Here is a 19,795-nt window from a genome sequence, read left to right as displayed (position 1 = left end):
CGGAGGGCGATAGTAACAAAGGGTGAGGCCCGGGAATGTGAAAAACTGATACCCGGACTGTCCACAGCCATGCACAGTGATGACAGAAAACACGGATTTTGTTCGGTCTTTCAGTCCATTAGCCTTTGCTCGGTCAACCACTGAAACCGAGGAACACCATGAGCAAGCCCGAATTTTTCATCACTCCCGGCTATGGCGACATCGCACGCGACACCCTGCATTACGCCCAGGCCGTCAAAATCGGAAACCGCGTTGAGACCTCAGGCCAGGGCGGCTGGGACGACGAGTTCCGGATTCCCGAATCCCTTACCGACGAAATCGCCCTGGCCTTTCAGAACCTGGAACGCACCCTGGCACAAGCCGGCGCCGGCTGGGAGCACGTGATCCACGTCAACTCCTACCACGTGGGCGGTTTTCCTCCCGAAGTGAACGAGCAGATGGTCAAGTGGTACCGCCATTACATGCCCAACCACACGCCGATCTGGACCGAACTGGGGGTGGAGGCCCTGGGATTGCCGGCGATGCGCATTGAGATCCGCGTGACGGCAATTATTGCCTGACGCCAAACCGCTCGATCACCCAGTCGATAAACACCTTCAACCGTGCATTTTGATGGCGGTTGGGTGGGTAGATGATGTGCAACGGCGTGGCCGGCCGAGTCCAGTCCGCCAGTACCGGGACTAACTGGCCGGCCTCCACGTAGTAGTCGACGATGGTCTTGAAATGCTGCCCGACGCCCAGGCCGGCGAGCAGCATTTCCTTGAGGCCATTACCTTCGTTGGTCGAAAACGCACAGTTGCCTATTTCATGACGGACCGCGCCTTTCTCGAAAATCAACGGCTCCGGCTTGCCCGACCCGGCAAAGAAATAGCCGGCCTTGAGGTGGTTGTGTTCGAGGTCTTCCGGCGACACGGGCGTGCCCATGCGCTCCAGGTAACCCGGCGCGGCGCAGGTGACGTACTCAAGGTCCACGACTTTGCGCCCGATCATCGCCATGTCATCCAGCTTGCCAACCCGCAGCACACAATCCACCCCCTCCCCTACGATATTCACGGCACGGTCGCTGATGCCCAGGGCAATGGTGATATCGGGATACTCACGATGAAAATCCACCAGCGCCGGGATCAGCAGGCAATTGCCGAAGGACGCGGGGGCATCCACCTTCAGGTGCCCACCGGGTTTGAGCTTCTGCCCGCGCAGGGCGTTATCCAGTTCGTCCAGTTCAGCCACCAGGCATAGCGCGTGGTTGTAGTACTCCAACCCTTCCGGTGTAGCCGCCAGCGCACGGGTGGTGCGATGCATCAGCTTGACGCCAAGGTGCTTCTCCAGGTCGGTGATGAGCTTGCTGACAGTAGAGCGTGGCAGCGCCAGTTGGTCGGATGCGCGGCTGAAGGAGCCGGTTTCGACGACACGGACGAAGGCGCGCATGGCAAGGAGTTGGTTCACGGTGATGTCCGACGGATAGAGAATTCCAATTATTGTGCATAAAACTGCACAATAGCGACAACCAATCAAATAACAAAAAGCCCGGCGCATGGCCGGGCTTTGATGGAAAGAATGACTCAGTTGGCAAAGTTCTCAATCTTTACCTGGCCATCAGGAAACGTGGCGACGATCTCCAGTTCCCCTCCCATGGCGCGAATGTAATTACGCAGCGTGCTGATATACATGTCTGTGCGCCGCTCCATTTTGGACACCGCCGCCTGGTTGATATTCAGCGCCTTGGCCAAGGTGTCCTGGCTCATCTGTTGCGCCTTGCGCAGTTCATGCAGAGGCATTTCTTTCAGATGCTGCTGGAGGATTTGCTCCGCATCGGCCCGGGCTTGCGGTGTCATGCGAGCCTGGAGCTCGCTAAATTTTTTAGCCATGGTTACGGCCCTCTATACGCAGTGTTTCCAAATGTTCGTCATACAACTTCTCAGCCAGCGGGACGTATTCGTCATACCAACGGCCTCGTCCGGTTTTGTTCCCGCCTATCAACAATAAGGCACACCGGCGTGGATCAAATGCATACAGAACACGATAAGGTCGCCCCGCGTGCTGTACCCGCAGCTCTCGCAGGCTGCCATGCCGCGAACCCTTGATATCACTGCAGTGAGGAAACCCAAGGCCTGGCCCCAAGAGGCCCAGCAAATCCACACTGGCCGATACTGAGGATTGCTCCCTTGCATCCAGACCGCCCCACCAGTCTCCAAACTCGTCCGTGTATTCAACGTCCCAACTCATGCAAATATGCCATCCATGGAATATAAACTCAAGGACATAACTGTAGAGGCTTGGGAGGCACACAACCTCCCGTTCTTCCCGGGAAAGTGTTTGTAGATTATTCCCGCATGATTATTGGCGGAGCGGAGCGGGACGCAGAGCATCCCAGGCTGCATTCCTGCGCAGAGCGCAGGAAAGATCAAAAAAAACCGCCCTCTCGGGCGGTTGAAGGGACCCGGCCTTGATCAGAAGCCGAGGGAGAAACTGATGGTCATCGCGTGGTCCTTGTCGTTGCGCGAGACTTGTCCGGAGTAGCCCAGGCCTAGCTTGCCGTTGGGGCTGATCTGATAGTCGATGCCTGCTTCCAGTACGGCGCTGTCCTTGGCAATCGGTACGCCTTGGGTGCTGAATGAAGTTCCACCGCCGTTGATAAAGCTCAGGTCGGCATCCGGCTTGGTATCGCCGAAGGCATGACGCCAGCCGATGCTGCCCCGCGGGGTGATCTTCGAGCCGTTGCCCAGGGTGAGGGTCTGGCCGACACGCAGGCCCAACGTGGAGAAGGTAATGTCTTGATCGGCATCACCGCGCAGCGCCGCCGAACCACCCTTCTCTTTGATGGTGTCGCTGTCGTAGTTGACGTAGGCCAGGCCTGCGAACGGTTCCAGGACAACGCTGGCGGTTTGAAGGGTGTAGCCGACTTCACCAAACACTTGCGCACTGCGGGCCTTGTAGTCGGCCTTCAGGCGTTGACCCACACCGCCCACTGCCACGTCGCGCTTGCTGTCGATGTCATGCCAGCTGTAGGCAACGCCCATGCGTGCGGCGAACGCTTCCTGCTGGTACGCGGTGTAGGCCATCAGGTGATAGCTGTCGACATCGGCGCTGGAGTTGCGGTGCTTGGCGTCAAGGTCGCTGCGGGTGTAGCCGGCAGCAACGCCGGCGCGCCAGGCGTCGTCGAGTTGCTTGTCGGTGCCCAGCAGGAAGCCACTGAGGTTGCGGTCCAGGTTGGCGGTGTTGCTGTCGCCGCCCATATGGCCCCAGGTGCCCAGGACACGTGCCCAGCCGACCATTTCGCCTTGGCAACCGGCGCTGCTCAACTGGTTTTCGCTCGGTGCCAGGCTGCTGCGTGGATCGTCCTGGCGGTAGCAACCGGGTTGGCGCAGGCGCTCATTGACTGCATCACGGATGTAACGCGAGTCTTCGAGCAAAGCACTGGCGGTGCTGGCGTGGATTTCCCCCGAGAGGTTATCGAACGCGGCGCGGGCACTGGCTGTACTGCCGTTAAGCAGCGCGTTTTGCACCGCTGCACCGCCCACGGCTGCCCCACTGCCCAGTGCCGCCGCGACCGCCCGCTGATTGCCGGTGGCTGCCACGCTGGCGTAGCTGACGTTATTGCGGCTGACCGCCAGGGCGACCTCATTCGGGCTGTAGCTGAGGGCGGTATTGAGGAACGCCAGGTTCTCAAGGTTGGTGCTGGCAAACGTACCCGTGACCCCGCCACCCGCCGTCAACAAGGTGTAGGTGGTGGGCCCGGCATAAGGTGCCAGGTTAACCACGTTCAGCGTGCCCGCCAGGTTTGCCGTGCCGCCCACCGCCAGGGCACCGGCGGCCGACGGGGTGATGACCAGGTTCAGCGCGCCATCGGCGGCGTTGGTGAAGTTGCCGGCAACACTCAGTTTGCCGCTGTCGGGCGTCACCGCACCGTGGTTGACCAGCGAGCCGACACTGCCATTACCTGTCAGCCCGGCACCGTTGGCCACGGTGACCTGCCCGCCCAGGATGGCGTTGGGATTGGCTGCGTTGCCGACTTGCAACACGCCCTGGTCCACCGCCACCGTTCCGCTGAACGACTGGTTGCCGGTGAGCAGCAGCGTACCCGAGCCCTGCTTGACCAGCGCACCGGTGCCGCTCAGCACACCGTTGAATTGGCCACTGCTCAGTTGTGTGAACAGCAACCGCGCGTTGTTGAGGATATTGCCCCGCAGGCTGGTGGTGTTACCGGCCAGGGTCCCGCCACTGACAGTGGTGCCGCCGGTGTAGGTGTTGGCGCCCGTCAGCACCAGGGTGCCCGCATCCAGTTTGTTGATACCGCCCGCGCCCACCAGTGGCGCATCAATCTGGGTGGTCACGCCGGCATTCACCCGCGCTGTGGCCAGGCTGCCGTCTGGTGCATTGGTCGGGCTCAGGCTGCCGCCTGCACCGGCCACCAGCGAGTAGCCCGGGTCGAGGAACTGCACGCCGGTAAAGCTCTGGTTGCCCGCCACTGTCACGGTTCCGCCCTGGCCGCCAAACACGGCGAACTGGTTGGTCGACACCTGGCCCTGGGTGCCGTTCGGATCGGTCCAGTTGGTGCCTGGGCCCCACGTGCCACTGCCGCCAGTGATGGTGCCGTCAGGATTGGTGGTGCCGCCGTTCCAGAACTGGATTTGCCCCGGCGTGGTTTGCACCAACAGGTTGACCTGATTGGCCAGTGCCGTTTGCAAGGTCAGTGCGCTCGGCAGGATGCCCGACGGCAACGTGCCGTACGCCAGGCCGTTGTCGGTCAGGCTGCCGCCGTAGCGGAACAGCTGGTAAACCCCGGTACCGAAACCACCGGCGTCGGTAATGTTGAGTGTGCCGTCCAGGGTCAGGTTGCCCGCGACATTCACCACCGAGGTAGCAGCCCCCGGTGCGCCGAGGCTGAAGTCCAGGTGAGTGCCCGAGGACAGGTTGAGGCCGCCGACCGACAACGGCGTACCGCCGGTGCCTGCGGTCAGGGTCGAGCCGCTTGCCAGGGTGACCGTGCCCGACAGTTGGCCTGAACCACCCAGGGACGCGCCACTGCCAACCAGCACAGTGGCACTGTTCAGGGTGCCGTTGACCAGCAGGCCGCCGGCATTGACGTTGGTATCGCCGGTAAAGGTGTTGTTGCCACTGAGCAGCAGGTCGCCCGTACCGTTTTTGTTCAGCACCCCGGCGCCGGTGAGGTTGCCGGTGTAGGTGCCATCGGCCGCCTGTTCGAAGGTCAGGGTCGCATTGTTGGCAATCGCGCCCTGCAAGCTGCTGGAGTCACCCGTGGTGGTGCCACCATTCAAGGTGGTGCCGCCGCTGTAGGTGTTCGCGCCGGTCAGCAGCAGTGCGCCAGTGCCGTTTTTCAACAGGCTGCCGGTGCCACTGATAACACCACCGAGGACGGTGTCTTGAGTCCCCGCGAGGGCCAGTTGCGCACCTAAGTTGATCGCGTTGTTGAGTTGCAACGCCGCCGTGCTGTCGAGCGTCCCATTGCCGGTAACGCCCAGTGCGCCGCTGCCCAGGGCATTGTTATTGCCGAGCACCAGCGTACCTGCCGCCAGCTGCGTCCCGCCGCTGTAGGTATTGTTGCCATTGAGGGTCAGGCTGGCTGCGCCGCTCTTGACCAGGCTGCCGCTGCCACTGACCACGCCGCCCAGGGTCAAGGCGTTGGAACCTGCGACATTCAAGGCCCCGTTCAGTACCACCGCATTGGCCAGGTTGACGCCGGTATTGCTGTCCAGCGCCGTGCCGTTGGCCGTGGTCAATACGCCGGTACCCAGCGCACTGTCGTTGCCCACCACCAGCTTGCCGCCGTTGAGGGCAGTGCCGCCGGTGTAGCCATTGGTGCCAGTGAGGACCAGGGTGCCGGTGTCGTATTTGCCCAGCGTACCGGCGCCGTTGATGGCCACGCCAATCGTGGCGGTGTTGTTGGGGTCGACGCGAATTGCCGCGTTCCCCGTGCCGCCATTGACCAGGTTCAACGCGCCTGCCGTGCCGTTCACCAGGCTGTAGCCGTCGGTGGCGAACTGCAGGCCGGTGATGCTTTGCGTACCGTTGACCGTGACGGTGCCCGCCGTGCCCTGGAACACCGCGAAACTGTTGCCCCACGCCTGGTTGACGGTGCCATCCACGCTGGTCCAGTTGGTGGTGCCGGTGCCCCAGGTGCCGCTGCCGCCGTTGATGCTGCCGTCGCCCACCAGTTGGCTGCCATCCCAGAACTGCACGGTGGTGTTCGGCGCCGTCACCAGCAGGTTGACTTGATTGGCAAGCGCCGTTTGCACTTGCAGATCCCCCGGCGTCACGCTGCCAGGCACGCTGCCGACCACCAGGCCGTTATCGGTCAAGCCGCCGGTGTAGTTGATGATGCGATACACGCCGCTGCCAAAGCCGCCGATATCGCTGACATTGAGGTTGCCGTCGAGGGTCAGGTTGCCGCCGACATTGATCAGCGCGTTGCCACCGCCGACGACCGGTGTGCCCAGCCCGACATCCAGGTTGGAATTACCCGACAGCACCAGCGAGCCCACCGACAAGGTGCTGCCGGTCGCGCCTGCGAGGTGACCGCCATCAGCCACCGTGACGGCGCCTCCCAGGCTGCCAGTGCCCGTCAGCGTCGCACCGCTGTTGACCGCGACGTTGCCGCTGGCCAGGGAGCCGCTGACGTTCAGGGTACCGCCGTTGATGCTGGTGTCGCCGGCCAGGGTATTGATACCGCTGAGGGTCAAGGTGCCGCTGCCGAGTTTGCTCAGTTGCCCGGCACCGTCGAGTACACCGGCGAAGGTGCTGCTCAGGTTGCCACCGCCCAGGCTGAGGGTGTTCCCGGCGCCGATCAGTGCCGTGCCACTGCCGGTGAGGCTACCGAGGCTGTTGGAAGCGCCGAGGTTGAGTTGGCTACCGGCACCGAGGTTCAAGCCGGCGTTATTGCCGAGCGCCGTGGCACTGGCGGTGGTCAGGCTACCGCCCAGTACGTTGAAGTTGCCGCTGAAGCTGTTGTTGCCACCGAGCGTCAGGTCGGACGCGCCATTTTTAGTCAGGGTGCCCGCGCCCTCCAGTGCGCCGGTAAAAGTCAGGTTGTTGTTTCCGGCCACACTCAAGTTGTCGTTGACCGTGACGTTGTTGGCCAGCACCAGCGCCGAACTGTTGTCGAGTGTCGAAGGCCCCGCCACCGTCAGTGCACCGGAGCCCAGTGCCGTGGCAGTGCCGAGGGTCAGGGTGCCGGCGTTCAGCGTGGTGCCGCCGGTGTAGGTGTTGACGCCATTGAGCGTCAGGTTGGCGCTGCCGTTCTTGGCCAAGCCCCCTGCGCCACTGACGACGCCCGCGAGGGTCAGGTCATTGCTGCCGGTGACCGCCAGGTTGGCATTCAGGACGACATTATTGCCCAGGCTCACCGCGGTGTTGCTGTCCAGGTTCGAGGCGCCGGCCACCGTCAGGTTGCCCAGGCCCAACGCCGTGGCGCTCCCCGCCGTCACAGTCCCGCTGTTCAAGGCAATCCCGCCGAGGAAGCCATTGGTGCCATTGAGGACCAGATTGGCCGCGCCGTTTTTGGTCAGGCTGCCTGCGCCGTTGAGGGCGCCACCGAGGGTCAGGTCAGCAGTGCCGCCAATCCCGAGATTGCCAGCCAGGTTGATCCCGTTGTTGACGCTCACCGCCGTGGCCGCATCCAGCGTAGTGCCGTTCGCGGCGTTGAGCGCGCCACTGCCGAGCGCCGAATTGGACGCCAGGATCAGCCCGCCGGCATTCAGGGCAACCGGGCCGAGGAAGGTATTGTTGCCGCCGAGGGTCAGGTTGGCCGCACCGTTCTTGATCAGGCCCCCTGTGCCGCCGATCACACCGTTGAGGGTCAGCGCATTGCTGCCACCCACCGTCAGGTTGCCGAGCAGGCTAACCCCGTTAGTCAGGGTGACGGCGGCGTTGCTGTCCAGCGTGGTGCCGGACGATGCGCTCAGTTGGCCGGTGCCAAGGGCGGTGTTGCTGCCCGCCACCAAGGTACCGCCTTGCAGCTCGGTGCCTCCGGTGAAGGTGTTGGCGCCGTTGAGTACCAGGATGCCGCTGTCGAGTTTAGCCAGGGTGCCACTGCCGTTAATGCCCACGCCGAGGGTGGCGGTGGAACCCGGGTCGACGCGAATCGCAGTGTTGCCGCCGGTGCCGTTCACCGCCGTCAACTGCCCCGCCGCCCCCGTCACCAGGTTGTAGCCATCAGTGACAAACTGCAGGCCGGTGAACGCTTGCGTGCCCGCCACCGTGACGGTGCCCGCCGCCCCCTGGAACACGCCGAAGTCGGCGGCCCACGGCTGGTTGACCAGGCCGTCGACCGACGTCCAGTTGGTACCGACCGCCGTCCAGGTGCCCGTGCCGCCGTCCACCACGCCGTTGGCGATGGTCTGGCTGCCGTCCCAGAAGCGAATGTTGGCGTTCGGTGCCGACACCAGCACGTTGACCTGATTGCCCACCGAGGTCTGCACCACCAGGTCGCCAAGGCCGAAGCCCACCGGCACACCCGTCACATTCAGGCCAAGATCGGTCAGTGAGCCGGTGTAGTTGATCAGGCGATACACCCCGACACCAAACCCGCCGGCATCGGTGACGTTCAGGTTGCCGTCGAGGGTCAGGTTGCCGCCGACATTGAGCAGTGAGCTGGTGGAGGGTGCGCCGAGCGCCACGTCCAGGTTGCCGTTGCCGGCCATCACCAGCGAGCCGGCCGACAGCGTATTGCCGCTGCTCAGGGCCAGGTGGCCGCCGTTGTTGACGTTCAGCGTGCCGAGCACCGAACCGGTACCGGTGAAGGTCGCGCCGGTATTGACGTTGACGTTGGCACTGCCCAGCGAGCCGCTGAGGTTCAGGGTGCCGGCATTCACGTTGGTGTCACCGGTGAGGCCATTGATGCCGGTGAGGTTGAGGGTACCGGTGCCGACCTTGGCCAGGCCACCGCTGCCGCTCAGGCCGCCGTCGAAGGTGCTGGTGGAATTGAGGCCACCTACCGACAGCGTGTTGCTCCCGCTGACCAGCACATCACCGCTGCCGGCAAGAGTCGCGAGGCTGGCATCACTGCCCATGATCAGCGACGCACCGGCGCTGACATTCGCGCCCGAGGTATTGCCCAGCGCGCCCGCACTGGCGGTGGTGACACTGCCGGACAGGATATTCAAGGCGCCGGTAAAGGTGTTGGGGCCGCTGAGCGTCAGGTCGGCCAGGCCATTTTTATTCAGCGCCCCGGCGCCGCTGATGACGCCGCCGAGCACCAGGTTGTTGTTGCCGGCCACGCTCAAGCCGGCATTGAGCACGATCCCGTTGTTCACGATCATCGCCGCGCTGTTGTCCAGCGTCGAGGTGCCCCCTACCGTCAGGCTGCCGCTGCCCAGCGCTGCGCCATTGCCCAGCGTCAGGGTACCGGCGTTGAGGGTGCTGCCGCCGCTGTAGGTATTGATGCCATTAAGGGTCAGGTTGGCCGTACCGTTCTTGATCAACTGGCCGCTGCCGCCAGTAAGGCCGCCCAGCGTCAGGTCTTGAGTGCCGCCGACGGTGAGGTCGGCGTTGAGGACGATGCTGTTGGCCAGCGCCACCGGGGCATTGCTGTCCAGCGTCGCCGCGCCGTTGACCGCCAGGCCGCCGGTGCCGAGGGCAGTGTTGCTGCCGACGGTCAGCGTGCCCGCGTTCAAGACGGTGCCGTCGATAAACGTGTTGGCACCGTTGAGGATCAGGTTCGCCGCTCCGTTTTTCACCAGGTTGCCGTTGCCGCTGATTGCGCCGCCCAAGGTCAGATTCGCGCTACCGCCGATAGTCAGCGGGCCGGTCATGCTTATTTGATTGCTCAGGCTGACGGAGGTACTGGCGTCCAGGGCGGTGTTGACCGCCGTGCTCAATGTACCGTTGCCCAAGGCGTTATTGGCACCGACGATAATCTTGCCGGTGTTGAGCGTTGTATTGCCCAGGTAGTTATTGGTGCCATTGAGCGTCAGGTCAGCCGCGCCGTTCTTGATCAAGCCACCGATACCGCTGACGCTGCCGCCGAGGGTCAACGCATTGCTGCCGCCGACGGTCAGGGTGCCGCCGAGGTTGAGGGCATTGGCCAGGGTGATGGCAGCGTTGGCATCCAGAGTGCTGCCGTTGGCCGCGTTCAGCGCGCCCGTGCCCAGCGCGGTATTGGAACCGACAATCAAGGTCCCGGCATTGAGCGCCGTGGTGCCGGTATAGGTGTTGTTGCCATTGAGGGTCAGGCTCGAAGGGCCGGTCTTGATCAGGCCGCCGGTGCCGGCGATCACCCCGCCGAGGGTCAAGGGGTTGGCCCCGCCGGCGCTCAGGTTGGCGTTCAGGTTGATCGCATTGCTCAACACCAGCGCACCGGTGCCGTTGAGGCTGCTGGCGCCGCCCACGGTCAATGCTCCGGTGCCCAGCGCCGCGCCATTGCCCAGCGTCAGGGAACCGGCGTTAAGGGTGCTGCCGCCGCTGTAGGTGTTCACGCCGTTGAGGGTCAGGTTGGCCGCGCCGTTCTTGATCAACTGACCGGTGCCGGCCAGCACACCACCCAGGGTCAGGGCGTTGCTGCCCGCCACACTCAGGTCGGCGTTCAGCGCAACGTCATTGCCCAGGGTCACATTGGCGCTGCTGTCGAGGGTCGCGGCGCCGCTGACGGTCAGGTTACCGACGCCCAGGGCGGCGTTATTGCCAGCGGTGAGCGTACCCGCGTTGAGTGTGACGCCGCTGAGGAAGGTATTGGCGCCGTTGAGGATCAACTTGGCGGTGCCGTTCTTGGTCAGGCCGCCGCTGCCCCCGACCAGGCCGCCAAGGGTCAGGTCAGCGGTCCCACCGATGTTCAGGTTGCCGGTGATGTTGGCCGCATTGGCCAGGGTAACGGCAGTGCTTGCGTCCAGCGTGGTGCCGGCGGCGGTGTTCAAGGTTCCGCCCACGCCCAGTGCGGTGTTGGACCCCACAATCAGCGAACCGGCGTTGAGCGAGGTGTTGCCAGTGTAGGTATTGGCGCCACCGAGGCTCAGTGCGGCCGCACCGTTCTTGATCAGGCCGGCAGCACCGCTGATCACACCCGTCAGGCCCAGTGCCTGGGTCCCGCCAATGGTCAAATCGGCAGTCAGCGCCACAGCGTTGGCCAGCGTCACCGCCGTGGTCGCATCGAGGGTAACGCCGGCAGCGGTAGTCAGGGCCCCGGTGCCCAGCGCATTGTTATTGCCCACCAGCAGCGTGCCGGCGTTGAGCGCGGTATTCCCGCTCTGAGAGTTGTTGCCGGTCACCGTCAGGGTCGAGGCGCCATTCTTGAGGATGCCGCCCACCCCCGAAATGGCGCCCGCAAGGGTCAGCGCGTTGCTACCGACCGTGGTCAGGTTGGCATTGAGGACCATGGCGTTGTTCAGGGTGACATTGGCGCTGGTGTCAAGGTTGGCGCCGCCATTGACGTTCAGTACGCCGGTACCCAAGGCATTGTTATTGCCGGCTATCAACGTGCCGGTGTTCAGGCTAGTGGCGCCTGTATAGGCAGTGTTGCTGCCATTGAGGGTCAGGCTACCGCTGCCACTCTTGCTGATACCACCTGCCCCATTGATCACGCCTGCCAGGGTCAAGGCCCCGGATCCGGTCACCGTCATTCCACCGTTGACGGTGATGAGATTGTCCAGGCTGACAGTGCCCGGTGCACTCAAAGTCGCCGCACCCGCGAACGTCACAGAGCCGGTGCTGAAGGCTTGATTATTGAGGACCTGAACCGAACCGTCATTGAGCGTGGTATTGCCGGCAAACGTATTGGCACCACTTAGGCTCAACTGCCCGGTGCCGGACTTGGTCAACCCGCCGGTCCCGGAGATCACGCCTCCCAGCGTCGTGTCGTTGGCCCCCTGTAGGGCCAGGCCACCACTGCCAAGGGTGATCAGATTATTGAGGGTCAACCCGGCGTTACTGGCCTGAATCGTCCCGCCGTTGGAGGTCAGCACACCCGTGCCGAATGACTGAGCGTTGTTGTACGACGCAATGCCGCCATTGAGGGTTGTGCTGCCGCTGACGAGCGGCCCTTGCAGGGTCCAGGTACCGCTGTTGAGCGTCAGGTTGTTGAAGTTGACGTAGTTGGCGCTGGACACCGTGCCCGCACCACTGGTGCCGCCGCCGATGCCAATGGAGTTTTGCAGGATCAGCGAGTTGACGCCGCCTGCGCCGCCATCAATCTGGCCGGTCGGGGCGAAGGTCAGGTTGACGCCAATCAGGCCACCCAGCGAAAGCCCTATACCGCCGCCGCTGGAGATCGTCGAACCGGTGATGGCGGTGAAGGTGTTGGTGCTGCCGGCCCCCATGGAGACGCCGCCGGAAATCGTACCGGAGTTGACGAAGGTATTACCCGTGGTGGAACTTTCAAAGGCTACCCGCCCGTTGATCGTGCCCGCGTTGATCACGTTGACTTGTGAGCCCCCGCGAATCGCCACCACCGGCGCGTCCGCGGCGAACAACGTCACGTTGAGCAATGCGGTCGAACCGATGGTGCCATTGTTCACGATGTTGGTGCTGCCACCAACGCCGTTTTGGATGTTAAGTGCCATACCATTGAGACTGGCGAGATTGACCCCCAACAGGTCTGCGGTCCCTCGGATGATCCCGGTGGCGGCGTTGGTGACGTTCACCACACTCGCCCCCGCGTTACCCACCACGACACCGCCACTCAAGAGTGTGACAAGCCCGAGCAACGCCGGGTCGATTAGACCCGCGTTGTTCAAGGTAACGTTGTTGCCCGTCAGATTCAGGGCCTGGCCAGCCAGCGTCGCGTTCAGTTGGGCAGCCGAGCCCACATTGACGGTCAGGTCATTCACCGCACTGGAAAAGGTGTTCAAGAACAACGGCAGCGAAGGCACGCCGGTGCAGGTGACCGTGGCGCCAGCCGCAGGACTTGCCGGCGTACAAGCAGCCATCGCCTCCGGGCTCGCCAGGCCAAGAACCAGGCCGGCAATACCGAGGCGAATAGCAAGGTTCAGAGGAGAAATACGAGGTATGGCGGCAGTAGCAAGTCTTCTTTCCACGTGAAACTCCTTGTGGTCAAAGCCTTTCATCCATGAATGCGCAGAAGCCCCTAATACAGATCCAAACACGCATCGACTTCGAAATACCTGACCGTGGTGACAACTGATCCTGTTTGTCAAAACGTTAGCCGGGTACATAAAAGTCATTGAAATAAATGGTATTAATACTTTCGCGAGTACCTCGTAAGAACCGGGCGTCCTCCAATGAACGCTGAGGCGACAGCGTTGGCCCCTGCAAAAATTCAGATTTCAAAACGTAAAAAAGCGCTGTAATAGCGCCCTGTGTTACCCCTGTAGGCGCGAGCTTGCCCGCGAAAAACGCTAAGGCATCGCGTGTAGTCACGCCCATCAGCGTCATCGTTAACGACCATCGCGAGCAAGCTTGCTCCTACGGTAAAACCTGTAGATTCAGCAAAAAGATCCTGGAGTCCCCAATGCCCCATGAAGGCAACCTGTTACAAGCGGCGGTTGTGTTCCTGCTTGCCGCCGTACTGACCGTGCCCCTGGCCAAGCGCCTGCAACTGGGCGCCGTGCTGGGTTACTTGCTGGCCGGGGTGATCATCGGCCCGTCAGTGCTGGGCCTGGTGGGCAACCCGCAAAGCGTCAGCCAGTTTTCCGAGCTTGGGGTGGTGTTGCTGCTGTTCATCATTGGCCTGGAGTTGTCACCGAAACGCTTGTGGGTGATGCGCAAGGCGGTGTTCGGCGTGGGCCTGGCGCAAGTGTTGCTGACGGGTACAGTGATCGGCGTGGTGGCGCTGTTTGTGTTTGGCCAATCCTGGAACAGTGCGATTGTGCTGGGCCTTGGCCTGGCGCTTTCCTCCACCGCGTTTGGCCTGCAAAGCCTGGCCGAGCGCAAGGAACTCAACCAGCCCCACGGGCGCCTGGCCTTTGCCATTCTGTTGTTCCAGGACATCGCGGCCATCCCGCTGATCGCCATGGTGCCGTTGCTCGCGGGCAGCGATCACCCCACCACCGCCTCCCAGGGGCTGGAGCACGGCCTGCAGGTGCTGGCCAGCATCGCGGTGGTGATCATCGGCGGGCGTTATCTGTTGCGTCCGGTCTTTCGCATCGTGGCCAAGACCGGCCTGCGGGAAGTGTCCACCGCCACCGCGTTGCTGGTAGTGATCGGCACGGCCTGGCTGATGGAACTGGTGGGCGTCTCCATGGCCCTCGGCGCGTTCCTTGCCGGGCTGCTGCTGGCAGACTCCGAATACCGGCATGAGCTGGAGTCGCAAATCGAACCGTTCAAGGGCCTGCTGCTGGGCCTGTTTTTTATCAGCGTGGGCATGGGCGCCAATATCAGCCTGCTGTTCAGCGCGCCGGTGATCGTGCTGGGGCTGACCCTGCTGCTGATCGCCATCAAGCTGCCGCTGCTGTTTTGCGTGGGGCGCCTGGCCGGTGACCTGAACCGTGAAAGCGCATTGCGCCTGGGCGTGGTGCTGGCGGCCGGCGGTGAGTTCGCCTTCGTGGTGTTCAAGATCGGCCGCGACCAGGGCCTGTTCGAGCCGCACCTCTACGACATCCTGGTGCTGACCATCACCCTGTCCATGGCCGTTACGCCACTGCTGCTGTTGCTCTGCCCGAAGCTGTTCAAGCCCAAGGTCAAGCCTGTGGAAGTGCCCGAGGAATACCGCGCCATCGAAAGCGATTCGCCAAGGGTGGTGATCGCCGGGATGGGCCGTATGGGGCAGATCGTGGCGCGGATCCTGCGGGCACAAAACATCTCGTTTATCGCCCTCGACACCTCGGTGGAAACCATCGAGCTGACCCGCAGTTTCGGCGGCATGCCGGTGTTCTATGGCGACCCCCAGCGCCCGGAAATCCTCCACGCGGCGAAGGTCGACCAGGCCGAGTTTTTCGTCATCGCCATGGACGACCCCGAAATCAACATCAAGACCGCCGAGCTGGTGCGCAACCTCTACCCGCACATGAAGATCATCGCCCGCGCCCGTAACCGCCAGCACGTGCACCGCCTGGTGGACCTCGACGCGTCACCGGTGCGCGAGACGTTTTACTCCAGCCTGGAAATGAGCCGCCGCACCCTGGTGGGCCTTGGCTTGACCCAAGCCCAGGCCGACGCGCGCATCAGCCGCTTCAAAAACCATGACCTGCAGCTGCTGGCAGCGCAACACGCGGTGTATGACGACGCGGCCAAGGTGATGCAGTCGGCCCAGGAAGCCCGGACGGAATTGGCGCGGTTGTTTGAGATGGACCGACTCGAGGAGGAGTCCGACAAGGTGTAAGGACGGAGATGAACGATCTTGCGAAAATTCTGACAGAATACGGCGCAATTTCGTTCATCCCTGGAGAGCTTCATGGCCACCCTCAGCAAGACCGCAGCCCTCTTGGCCCTCGCGCTGGCCGCCGGCTTCGGCGCCAGCCAAGTCCTCGCCGCCAGCAAGCCGGCCGCGCAGAAAACCGCTACCCAGACCATCTCCACCCTGGACGGCAAGTTCAGCTTCAACCTGCCCAAGTCCTACCTGGCCGACCCACTGCCGGCCGGTGATGCCGAGCACGGCACCGCAGGCGCCACCGGTACGATGTACAGCGACCAGGCCACTAAAAGCGTGATCTTTGTCGTCGAAAAGCCGAGCGCTGCCGGCCTGATCAAGGACAATGACCCGCAGTTCCTCGACGGTGCCGTGGCGGATTTCGTCAAGGAGCAAAGCGCTGCCCTGCCAGACTTCAAGAAAGGCGCCGAGAAGAAACTCACCGTCAAGGGCCTGGCCCTGCGCCAGGTTGACAGCACCGCGACCATGGGCGGCGGCAAGACCCTGAGCTCCACATTCCTCACGGGCTCCGGCAGCCACCAGTTGGTGGTGCAGGCCATTTCCCGGGCGGATGACGAGAAAGGCCATGCGCTGTTGGTGAAGCAGATTATCGGCGGTAAATGAATCGCGGGACTCAGCGCAGGCTGTTTTCCAGCCACTGCTTCAAGTCCAGCAATTCCGCCTCACCGACGGTATGAATCATTCCCGGGTAGCCGTGGAATTCCGGCGTGAGGCCAATCCCCCGCAACGCCTCATTGGCCCGCGTGGCCGAGTAGTAAGGCAGCGCCTGGTCCAGCGTCCCGTGGCCGATGAAAATCGCCAGCTTGCCCAGACGCTCGTCCGGCTTTAGCTCAGCCTTGAGCACCGGCAGCACGCTGCCACTTAACGCCGCAATCCCGCGCAGGGTTTCGGGATGCCGTAGCCCCACCTCGTAGGACATGATCGCCCCCTGGCTGAAGCCCACCAGAAACACCCGCTCAGGTTGGGTGTGATACTTGGTGGTGGCCCGGGCGACGAAGTCTTCGATCAGCTTCGCGCTGCTCTGCAAATCGGCGGTCTCGCCATCAAAATCGCCGTCGCCCGGCTTCTTGCGAAACCAGCGATAACCACCGCCCTCTACCGGCATCGGTGCCCGCGCAGACAGGTAGGTCCAGGTCGACGGCAAGCGGTCCTTGAGCCCGAACAAGTCCGCCTCGTCACTGCCATAACCGTGCAGGAAGATCACCAGTGGCTCGTTGCGCGCATCGCTTTGGGTCTGCTCCAGATACGGCAGCGGCAAGTCCGTGTGCAATTCAGCTTCGGCATGGGCAGCGCTGGTAAACAGCGCCAAGGTGAGGGCGATCAGTTTGAGCATGGGCATCAACCTTCAGGGTTTGCGCAACAAATAAGTATCCATGATCCAGCCATTGGCCTGGCGCGCCGCCTTGCGCACCCGTTCGATTTCTTCGGCCACCTCGGCCACTTTGCCGCTGATCAGGATTTCGTCCGGTGTGCCCAGGTAGGCGCCCCAGTAGATATCCAGGTCCTGGTCGGCCACGGTGCGGTAGGAATCTTCGGCATCCAGCATGACAACCAGGGTGTCGGCATCACTCGCCTGCCCCGCCGCCAACCGGCGCCCGGTGGTGATTTCGATGGAGCGGCCGATGCGGTTCAACGGCACTTTGTGCTGCGCTGCCAGGGCCTGGACGCTGGTAATCCCGGGGATCACCTCAAACTCGAACACACAACTGCCACTGGCCAGAATCGCCTGCAGGATACGGATGGTGCTGTCGTACAGCGCCGGGTCGCCCCAGGCCAGGAAGGCGCCGACTTCGCCGTCGGCCATTTCTTCATTGATCATCCGCTCGAAGGTCTGCTGCTTGTCGCGGTTCAGGTCCTTGACGGCGGTGGTGTAGTCGATGTCACCGCGCACCCGCTCGGGGCAATCGGCCTCGACAAAGCGGTAGGCCTGATCGGTGATGTAGGTCTCGCAGATTTCCCGGCGCAGGTCGATCAGCTTGTCCTTGCTCTGGCCCTTGTCCATCAGGAAAAACACGTCGGTGCGGTTGAGCGCCTTGACCGCCTGCATCGTGATGTAGTCGGGGTTGCCGGCGCCAATGCCGATGATCAGGATGCGTTTCATGGGAAAGTCTTCATGGGTGTTCTCGGTGCGGGGAGCGGATTTTGCCATGTTCGGGGCGTCAGGCGTGAGTTTCCAGGCGCAGGCGCCAACGGCCGTTGAAACGCAACTCGGTGGATGACAGCGGCTCGACGTCGATCAGGTTGAACTGCGACGGCGGGCATTGCATCACGTGCAACAGCGCTGCGCGGATGACAAACGGATGGGTCACGGCCAGCACATGCCCCGGCGTTTGCTCAAGGGACTGCAACCACTGCCCTACCCGCTCACACAGCTGCACCACCGATTCGCCGCCATGGGGCGCCGAGGTGCTGTCGGTCAACCAGGCCTGCAGCGCTTGCGGTTCGGCCTGCTGGACTTCATCGATGGCGAGCCCTTGCCAGCGGCCGAAATCGCAATCGCGCAGGGCTGCTTCAACCGACGCATCGGCGGCAAACAACGTTGCCGTCTGCCGGGTTCGTGCCTCCGGGCCACACAGCACCTGGGGCGCACGCTTGAAGCGCTGCGCGAGGGACAACGGCGCCTGCTGCCAGTCCATCTCCACCGACTCATCCAGCGCAAAGCGTGCCTGTTTCTGGGCGCGGGTTCTGGCGTGGGAAATAAGGGTCAAACGGGTAGCCTGCATGACAAATCGCTCTGGTTTTAAGGTGCAGTCAGCGTAGACTTGCGAGGTTGTTTCAATATGTTTCAAAAATTCTGCAACAGGAAGCCGGTTCAATGCCGGCGCGGTCGCGCCACTGTATTCGGCCTGATAGCCGTAAGCCAGACCCTGTTTCAGCCAACTCGCTATCCATTTCGGGACGCGTCATCCCTGGAGGTTTTCATGGCTTATACCGCTGCAACTGATTCCAACGTTTCCATCCCGTCCATTCCCCTGGGCGAAATCCTGCCCTGGGCGATCTTCGGCGGCCTGCTGCTGTTGCTGGCGATTTACTTCGTTGGCGCCGAGCAAGGCGCAACCGCCGTGTTCAAGGGCATGTACGTGCATGAGTTTGTGCATGACGGTCGTCACCTGCTGGGTTTCCCCTGCCATTGATTGGAGCGTGACGACATGACAGGGCATTTACTCGTTCGCGGGATGCTGGTGGGCTTGCTGGCCGGGATCCTGGCGTTTGGTTTCGCCAAGACCTTTGGTGAACCGCAGATCGACAAGGCCATCGCCTTCGAAGATCAGATGGCACAGATGCACGGCGACGCGCCGGAAGAAGAGCTGGTGAGTCGCGACGTACAAAGCACCTTCGGCCTGTTCACCGGTGTGGTGGTGTACAGCGTCTCCCTGGGCGGCATTTTCGCCCTGGTGTTCGCCTACTCCCTGGGCCGCATTGGCCGGGTCGGCCCCCGTGGCCTGGCGGCGCTGCTGGCGTTGGCGGCGTTTGTGACGATCATCGTGGTGCCGGGGCTGAAGTACCCGGCCAACCCGCCGTCGGTGGGCGACCCGGCGACCATCGCGCAACGTACCAAACTGTTCTTCCTGATGCTGCTGGTGTCGGTGGCGGCCGCCGTGATTGCGATCAACGCCGCACGCAAGCTGATTGCCAGCCGTGGCGTGTGGGCCGGCGCCATTCTGGGTGTGGCGCTGTACGTCGTGATCGTGTCGGTGGCCGGCAGTGTGTTCCCGACCATCAATGAAGTGCCTGAGCAGTTCTCGGCGGTGTTGCTGTGGAAGTTCCGCGTGGCCTCCCTGGGGATTCAACTGGTGCTGTGGACCACCCTGGGCCTGGTGTTCGGCGCCGTGGCCGAGCGCAAGTTGAGCCAGCCTCAGGCGCGTCTCAACTCCTGATGGCACCGGTAGCCGCCGACGGATCGGCGGCTACCGGCAATCACACCCCTGGCCGCGCTAGGTAAAACACCTCGTAGCCACTGCCCGGATGGCTCACATCCAGCGCCTTGCCAGACAAGGTGATCCGCACCAGTTTCCACGCCTGTACATCGAGCGCGAGGAACACCGCGAAGTTATCGCCGCTGTCTGCGATCTGCTGATTGCGCGCCTTTTCGGCGGCCAGGACTTGCCCACGGTCCGCCCCCGGCGCCAGCGCCCATTCCTCCCGATACAGGCTCAAGGCGTTGTGCGCCGGCCCACGCTGCACATCCAGCGGCAGCCAGGACTCAATGTGTGGCTGGCCAAAACTGTCGAGGACTTTCTGAAAACGCTCGCCGAGCATAAAGTCCGCGGCCTGCAACGGGTCCGACCAGAGATAGACCGACGAATACAGGTTGCCCACGCCCGGCGCCTGCCCCCGGGTCTGGGCGATAAACGCCTTGAACAGCAAACCCTCGGCGTGATCCCACAACGGCCCCAGGCGCGCGGCCCGCTCACGGATGACACCCATCTCGTAATCGGCTGGCAAGCGGTGTGAATACTGTTTGGCAAACATCATGGCGCTCCTGTTCAGATGAGCGGCCAGCTTGCGCAACGGCCATGA

The 19,795-nt window shown here is 62.9% G+C and carries 13 protein-coding genes and 1 riboswitch; of the genes, 5 read left to right on the top strand and 8 right to left on the bottom strand.

Annotated elements, in window-relative coordinates; all coding sequences use genetic code 11:
- The first annotated feature begins 158 nt into the window (after positions 1-158).
- On the top strand, positions 159-560 hold the full coding sequence (locus P3C29_RS08490) for a RidA family protein (RefSeq protein ID WP_275964293.1): 402 nt from the start codon (positions 159-161) through the stop codon (positions 558-560).
- On the opposite strand, the gene P3C29_RS08485 is transcribed toward P3C29_RS08490, so the two are convergent.
- The 4 genes from P3C29_RS08485 to P3C29_RS08470 form a co-directional block, all read right to left on the bottom strand.
- A complete protein-coding gene (locus P3C29_RS08485; RefSeq protein WP_029616015.1) occupies positions 550-1,446 on the bottom strand; it encodes a LysR family transcriptional regulator in 897 nt (298 codons plus the stop codon). The two genes, P3C29_RS08490 and P3C29_RS08485, sit on opposite strands and share 11 nt — an antisense overlap.
- A 116-nt stretch (positions 1,447-1,562) precedes the next feature.
- Positions 1,563-1,868: an XRE family transcriptional regulator gene (locus tag P3C29_RS08480; RefSeq protein WP_010173261.1), complete on the bottom strand. Its 306-nt coding sequence runs from the start codon at positions 1,866-1,868 to the stop codon at positions 1,563-1,565.
- Positions 1,861-2,226 carry a type II toxin-antitoxin system RelE/ParE family toxin gene (locus P3C29_RS08475; RefSeq protein WP_081480111.1) on the bottom strand — a complete coding sequence of 122 codons (366 nt, stop codon included), beginning with the start codon at positions 2,224-2,226 and terminating at the stop codon, positions 1,861-1,863. The genes P3C29_RS08480 and P3C29_RS08475 overlap by 8 nt, the downstream gene beginning before the upstream one ends.
- Before the next feature lie 224 nt (positions 2,227-2,450).
- The gene (locus tag P3C29_RS08470; RefSeq protein WP_275964292.1) at positions 2,451-13,013 is read right to left on the bottom strand and encodes an autotransporter-associated beta strand repeat-containing protein; all 10,563 of its coding nucleotides are present in this window, start codon (positions 13,011-13,013) and stop codon (positions 2,451-2,453) included.
- Between the two features lie 404 nt (positions 13,014-13,417).
- Between P3C29_RS08470 and P3C29_RS08465 the strand changes: the two genes are divergently transcribed.
- Together P3C29_RS08465 and P3C29_RS08460 are read left to right on the top strand one after the other, a co-directional pair.
- A complete protein-coding gene (locus P3C29_RS08465) occupies positions 13,418-15,226 on the top strand; it encodes a monovalent cation:proton antiporter-2 (CPA2) family protein (protein ID WP_275964291.1) in 1,809 nt (602 codons plus the stop codon).
- A 72-nt stretch (positions 15,227-15,298) separates the two neighbouring features.
- Positions 15,299-15,877 (top strand): hypothetical protein, encoded by a 579-nt coding sequence (locus tag P3C29_RS08460; RefSeq protein WP_177044568.1) that lies wholly within the window; start codon positions 15,299-15,301, stop codon positions 15,875-15,877.
- 10 nt (positions 15,878-15,887) lie between these two features.
- Here the strand turns inward: P3C29_RS08460 and P3C29_RS08455 are convergent, their stop codons facing one another.
- Genes P3C29_RS08455 through P3C29_RS08445 form a run of 3 tightly spaced genes read right to left on the bottom strand, consistent with a single transcriptional unit; the run spans position 15,888 to position 17,997 of the window.
- Positions 15,888-16,607 (bottom strand): dienelactone hydrolase family protein, encoded by a 720-nt coding sequence (locus tag P3C29_RS08455; protein ID WP_010173271.1) that lies wholly within the window; start codon positions 16,605-16,607, stop codon positions 15,888-15,890.
- Positions 16,608-16,619: 12 nt separating this feature from the next.
- The gene (cobF, locus tag P3C29_RS08450) at positions 16,620-17,375 is read right to left on the bottom strand and encodes a precorrin-6A synthase (deacetylating) (RefSeq protein WP_275964290.1); all 756 of its coding nucleotides are present in this window, start codon (positions 17,373-17,375) and stop codon (positions 16,620-16,622) included.
- Positions 17,376-17,433: 58 nt separating this feature from the next.
- On the bottom strand, positions 17,434-17,997 hold the full coding sequence (locus P3C29_RS08445; protein ID WP_275964289.1) for a histidine phosphatase family protein: 564 nt from the start codon (positions 17,995-17,997) through the stop codon (positions 17,434-17,436).
- 36 nt (positions 17,998-18,033) lie between these two features.
- Positions 18,034-18,164: riboswitch (cobalamin riboswitch) on the top strand.
- Positions 18,165-18,195: 31 nt separating this feature from the next.
- Here P3C29_RS08445 and P3C29_RS08440 point away from each other — a divergent pair.
- Together P3C29_RS08440 and P3C29_RS08435 are read left to right on the top strand one after the other, a co-directional pair.
- The gene (locus P3C29_RS08440; RefSeq protein WP_275964288.1) at positions 18,196-18,408 is read left to right on the top strand and encodes a CbtB domain-containing protein; all 213 of its coding nucleotides are present in this window, start codon (positions 18,196-18,198) and stop codon (positions 18,406-18,408) included.
- Between the two features lie 15 nt (positions 18,409-18,423).
- The gene (locus P3C29_RS08435) at positions 18,424-19,152 is read left to right on the top strand and encodes a CbtA family protein (RefSeq protein WP_032882004.1); all 729 of its coding nucleotides are present in this window, start codon (positions 18,424-18,426) and stop codon (positions 19,150-19,152) included.
- 40 nt (positions 19,153-19,192) lie between these two features.
- Here the strand turns inward: P3C29_RS08435 and P3C29_RS08430 are convergent, their stop codons facing one another.
- Positions 19,193-19,747, bottom strand: a complete 555-nt coding sequence (locus P3C29_RS08430) for a DUF4865 family protein (protein WP_275964366.1) — start codon at positions 19,745-19,747, stop codon at positions 19,193-19,195.
- Positions 19,748-19,795 lie beyond the last annotated feature (48 nt).

This window comes from Pseudomonas sp. 1912-s, from assembly GCF_029269205.1.
GTDB lineage: Bacteria > Pseudomonadota > Gammaproteobacteria > Pseudomonadales > Pseudomonadaceae > Aquipseudomonas.
This window is presented reverse-complemented; position numbering and strand designations above follow the sequence as displayed.

Bases quoted from the DNA above. Each gene is read 5' to 3' on its own strand.
- P3C29_RS08490 (WP_275964293.1), top strand. From the start codon at position 159: ATGAGCAAGCCCGAATTTTTCATCACTCCCGGCTATGGCGACATCGCA.
- P3C29_RS08480 (WP_010173261.1), bottom strand. From the start codon at position 1,868: ATGGCTAAAAAATTTAGCGAGCTCCAGGCTCGCATGACACCGCAAGCC.
- P3C29_RS08475 (WP_081480111.1), bottom strand. From the start codon at position 2,226: ATGAGTTGGGACGTTGAATACACGGACGAGTTTGGAGACTGGTGGGGC.
- P3C29_RS08470 (WP_275964292.1), bottom strand. From the start codon at position 13,013: ATGAAAGGCTTTGACCACAAGGAGTTTCACGTGGAAAGAAGACTTGCT.
- P3C29_RS08465 (WP_275964291.1), top strand. From the start codon at position 13,418: ATGCCCCATGAAGGCAACCTGTTACAAGCGGCGGTTGTGTTCCTGCTT.
- P3C29_RS08460 (WP_177044568.1), top strand. From the start codon at position 15,299: ATGGCCACCCTCAGCAAGACCGCAGCCCTCTTGGCCCTCGCGCTGGCC.
- P3C29_RS08455 (WP_010173271.1), bottom strand. From the start codon at position 16,607: ATGCTCAAACTGATCGCCCTCACCTTGGCGCTGTTTACCAGCGCTGCC.
- cobF (WP_275964290.1), bottom strand. From the start codon at position 17,375: ATGAAACGCATCCTGATCATCGGCATTGGCGCCGGCAACCCCGACTAC.
- P3C29_RS08445 (WP_275964289.1), bottom strand. From the start codon at position 17,997: ATGCAGGCTACCCGTTTGACCCTTATTTCCCACGCCAGAACCCGCGCC.
- P3C29_RS08440 (WP_275964288.1), top strand. From the start codon at position 18,196: ATGGCTTATACCGCTGCAACTGATTCCAACGTTTCCATCCCGTCCATT.
- P3C29_RS08435 (WP_032882004.1), top strand. From the start codon at position 18,424: ATGACAGGGCATTTACTCGTTCGCGGGATGCTGGTGGGCTTGCTGGCC.
- P3C29_RS08430 (WP_275964366.1), bottom strand. From the start codon at position 19,747: ATGTTTGCCAAACAGTATTCACACCGCTTGCCAGCCGATTACGAGATG.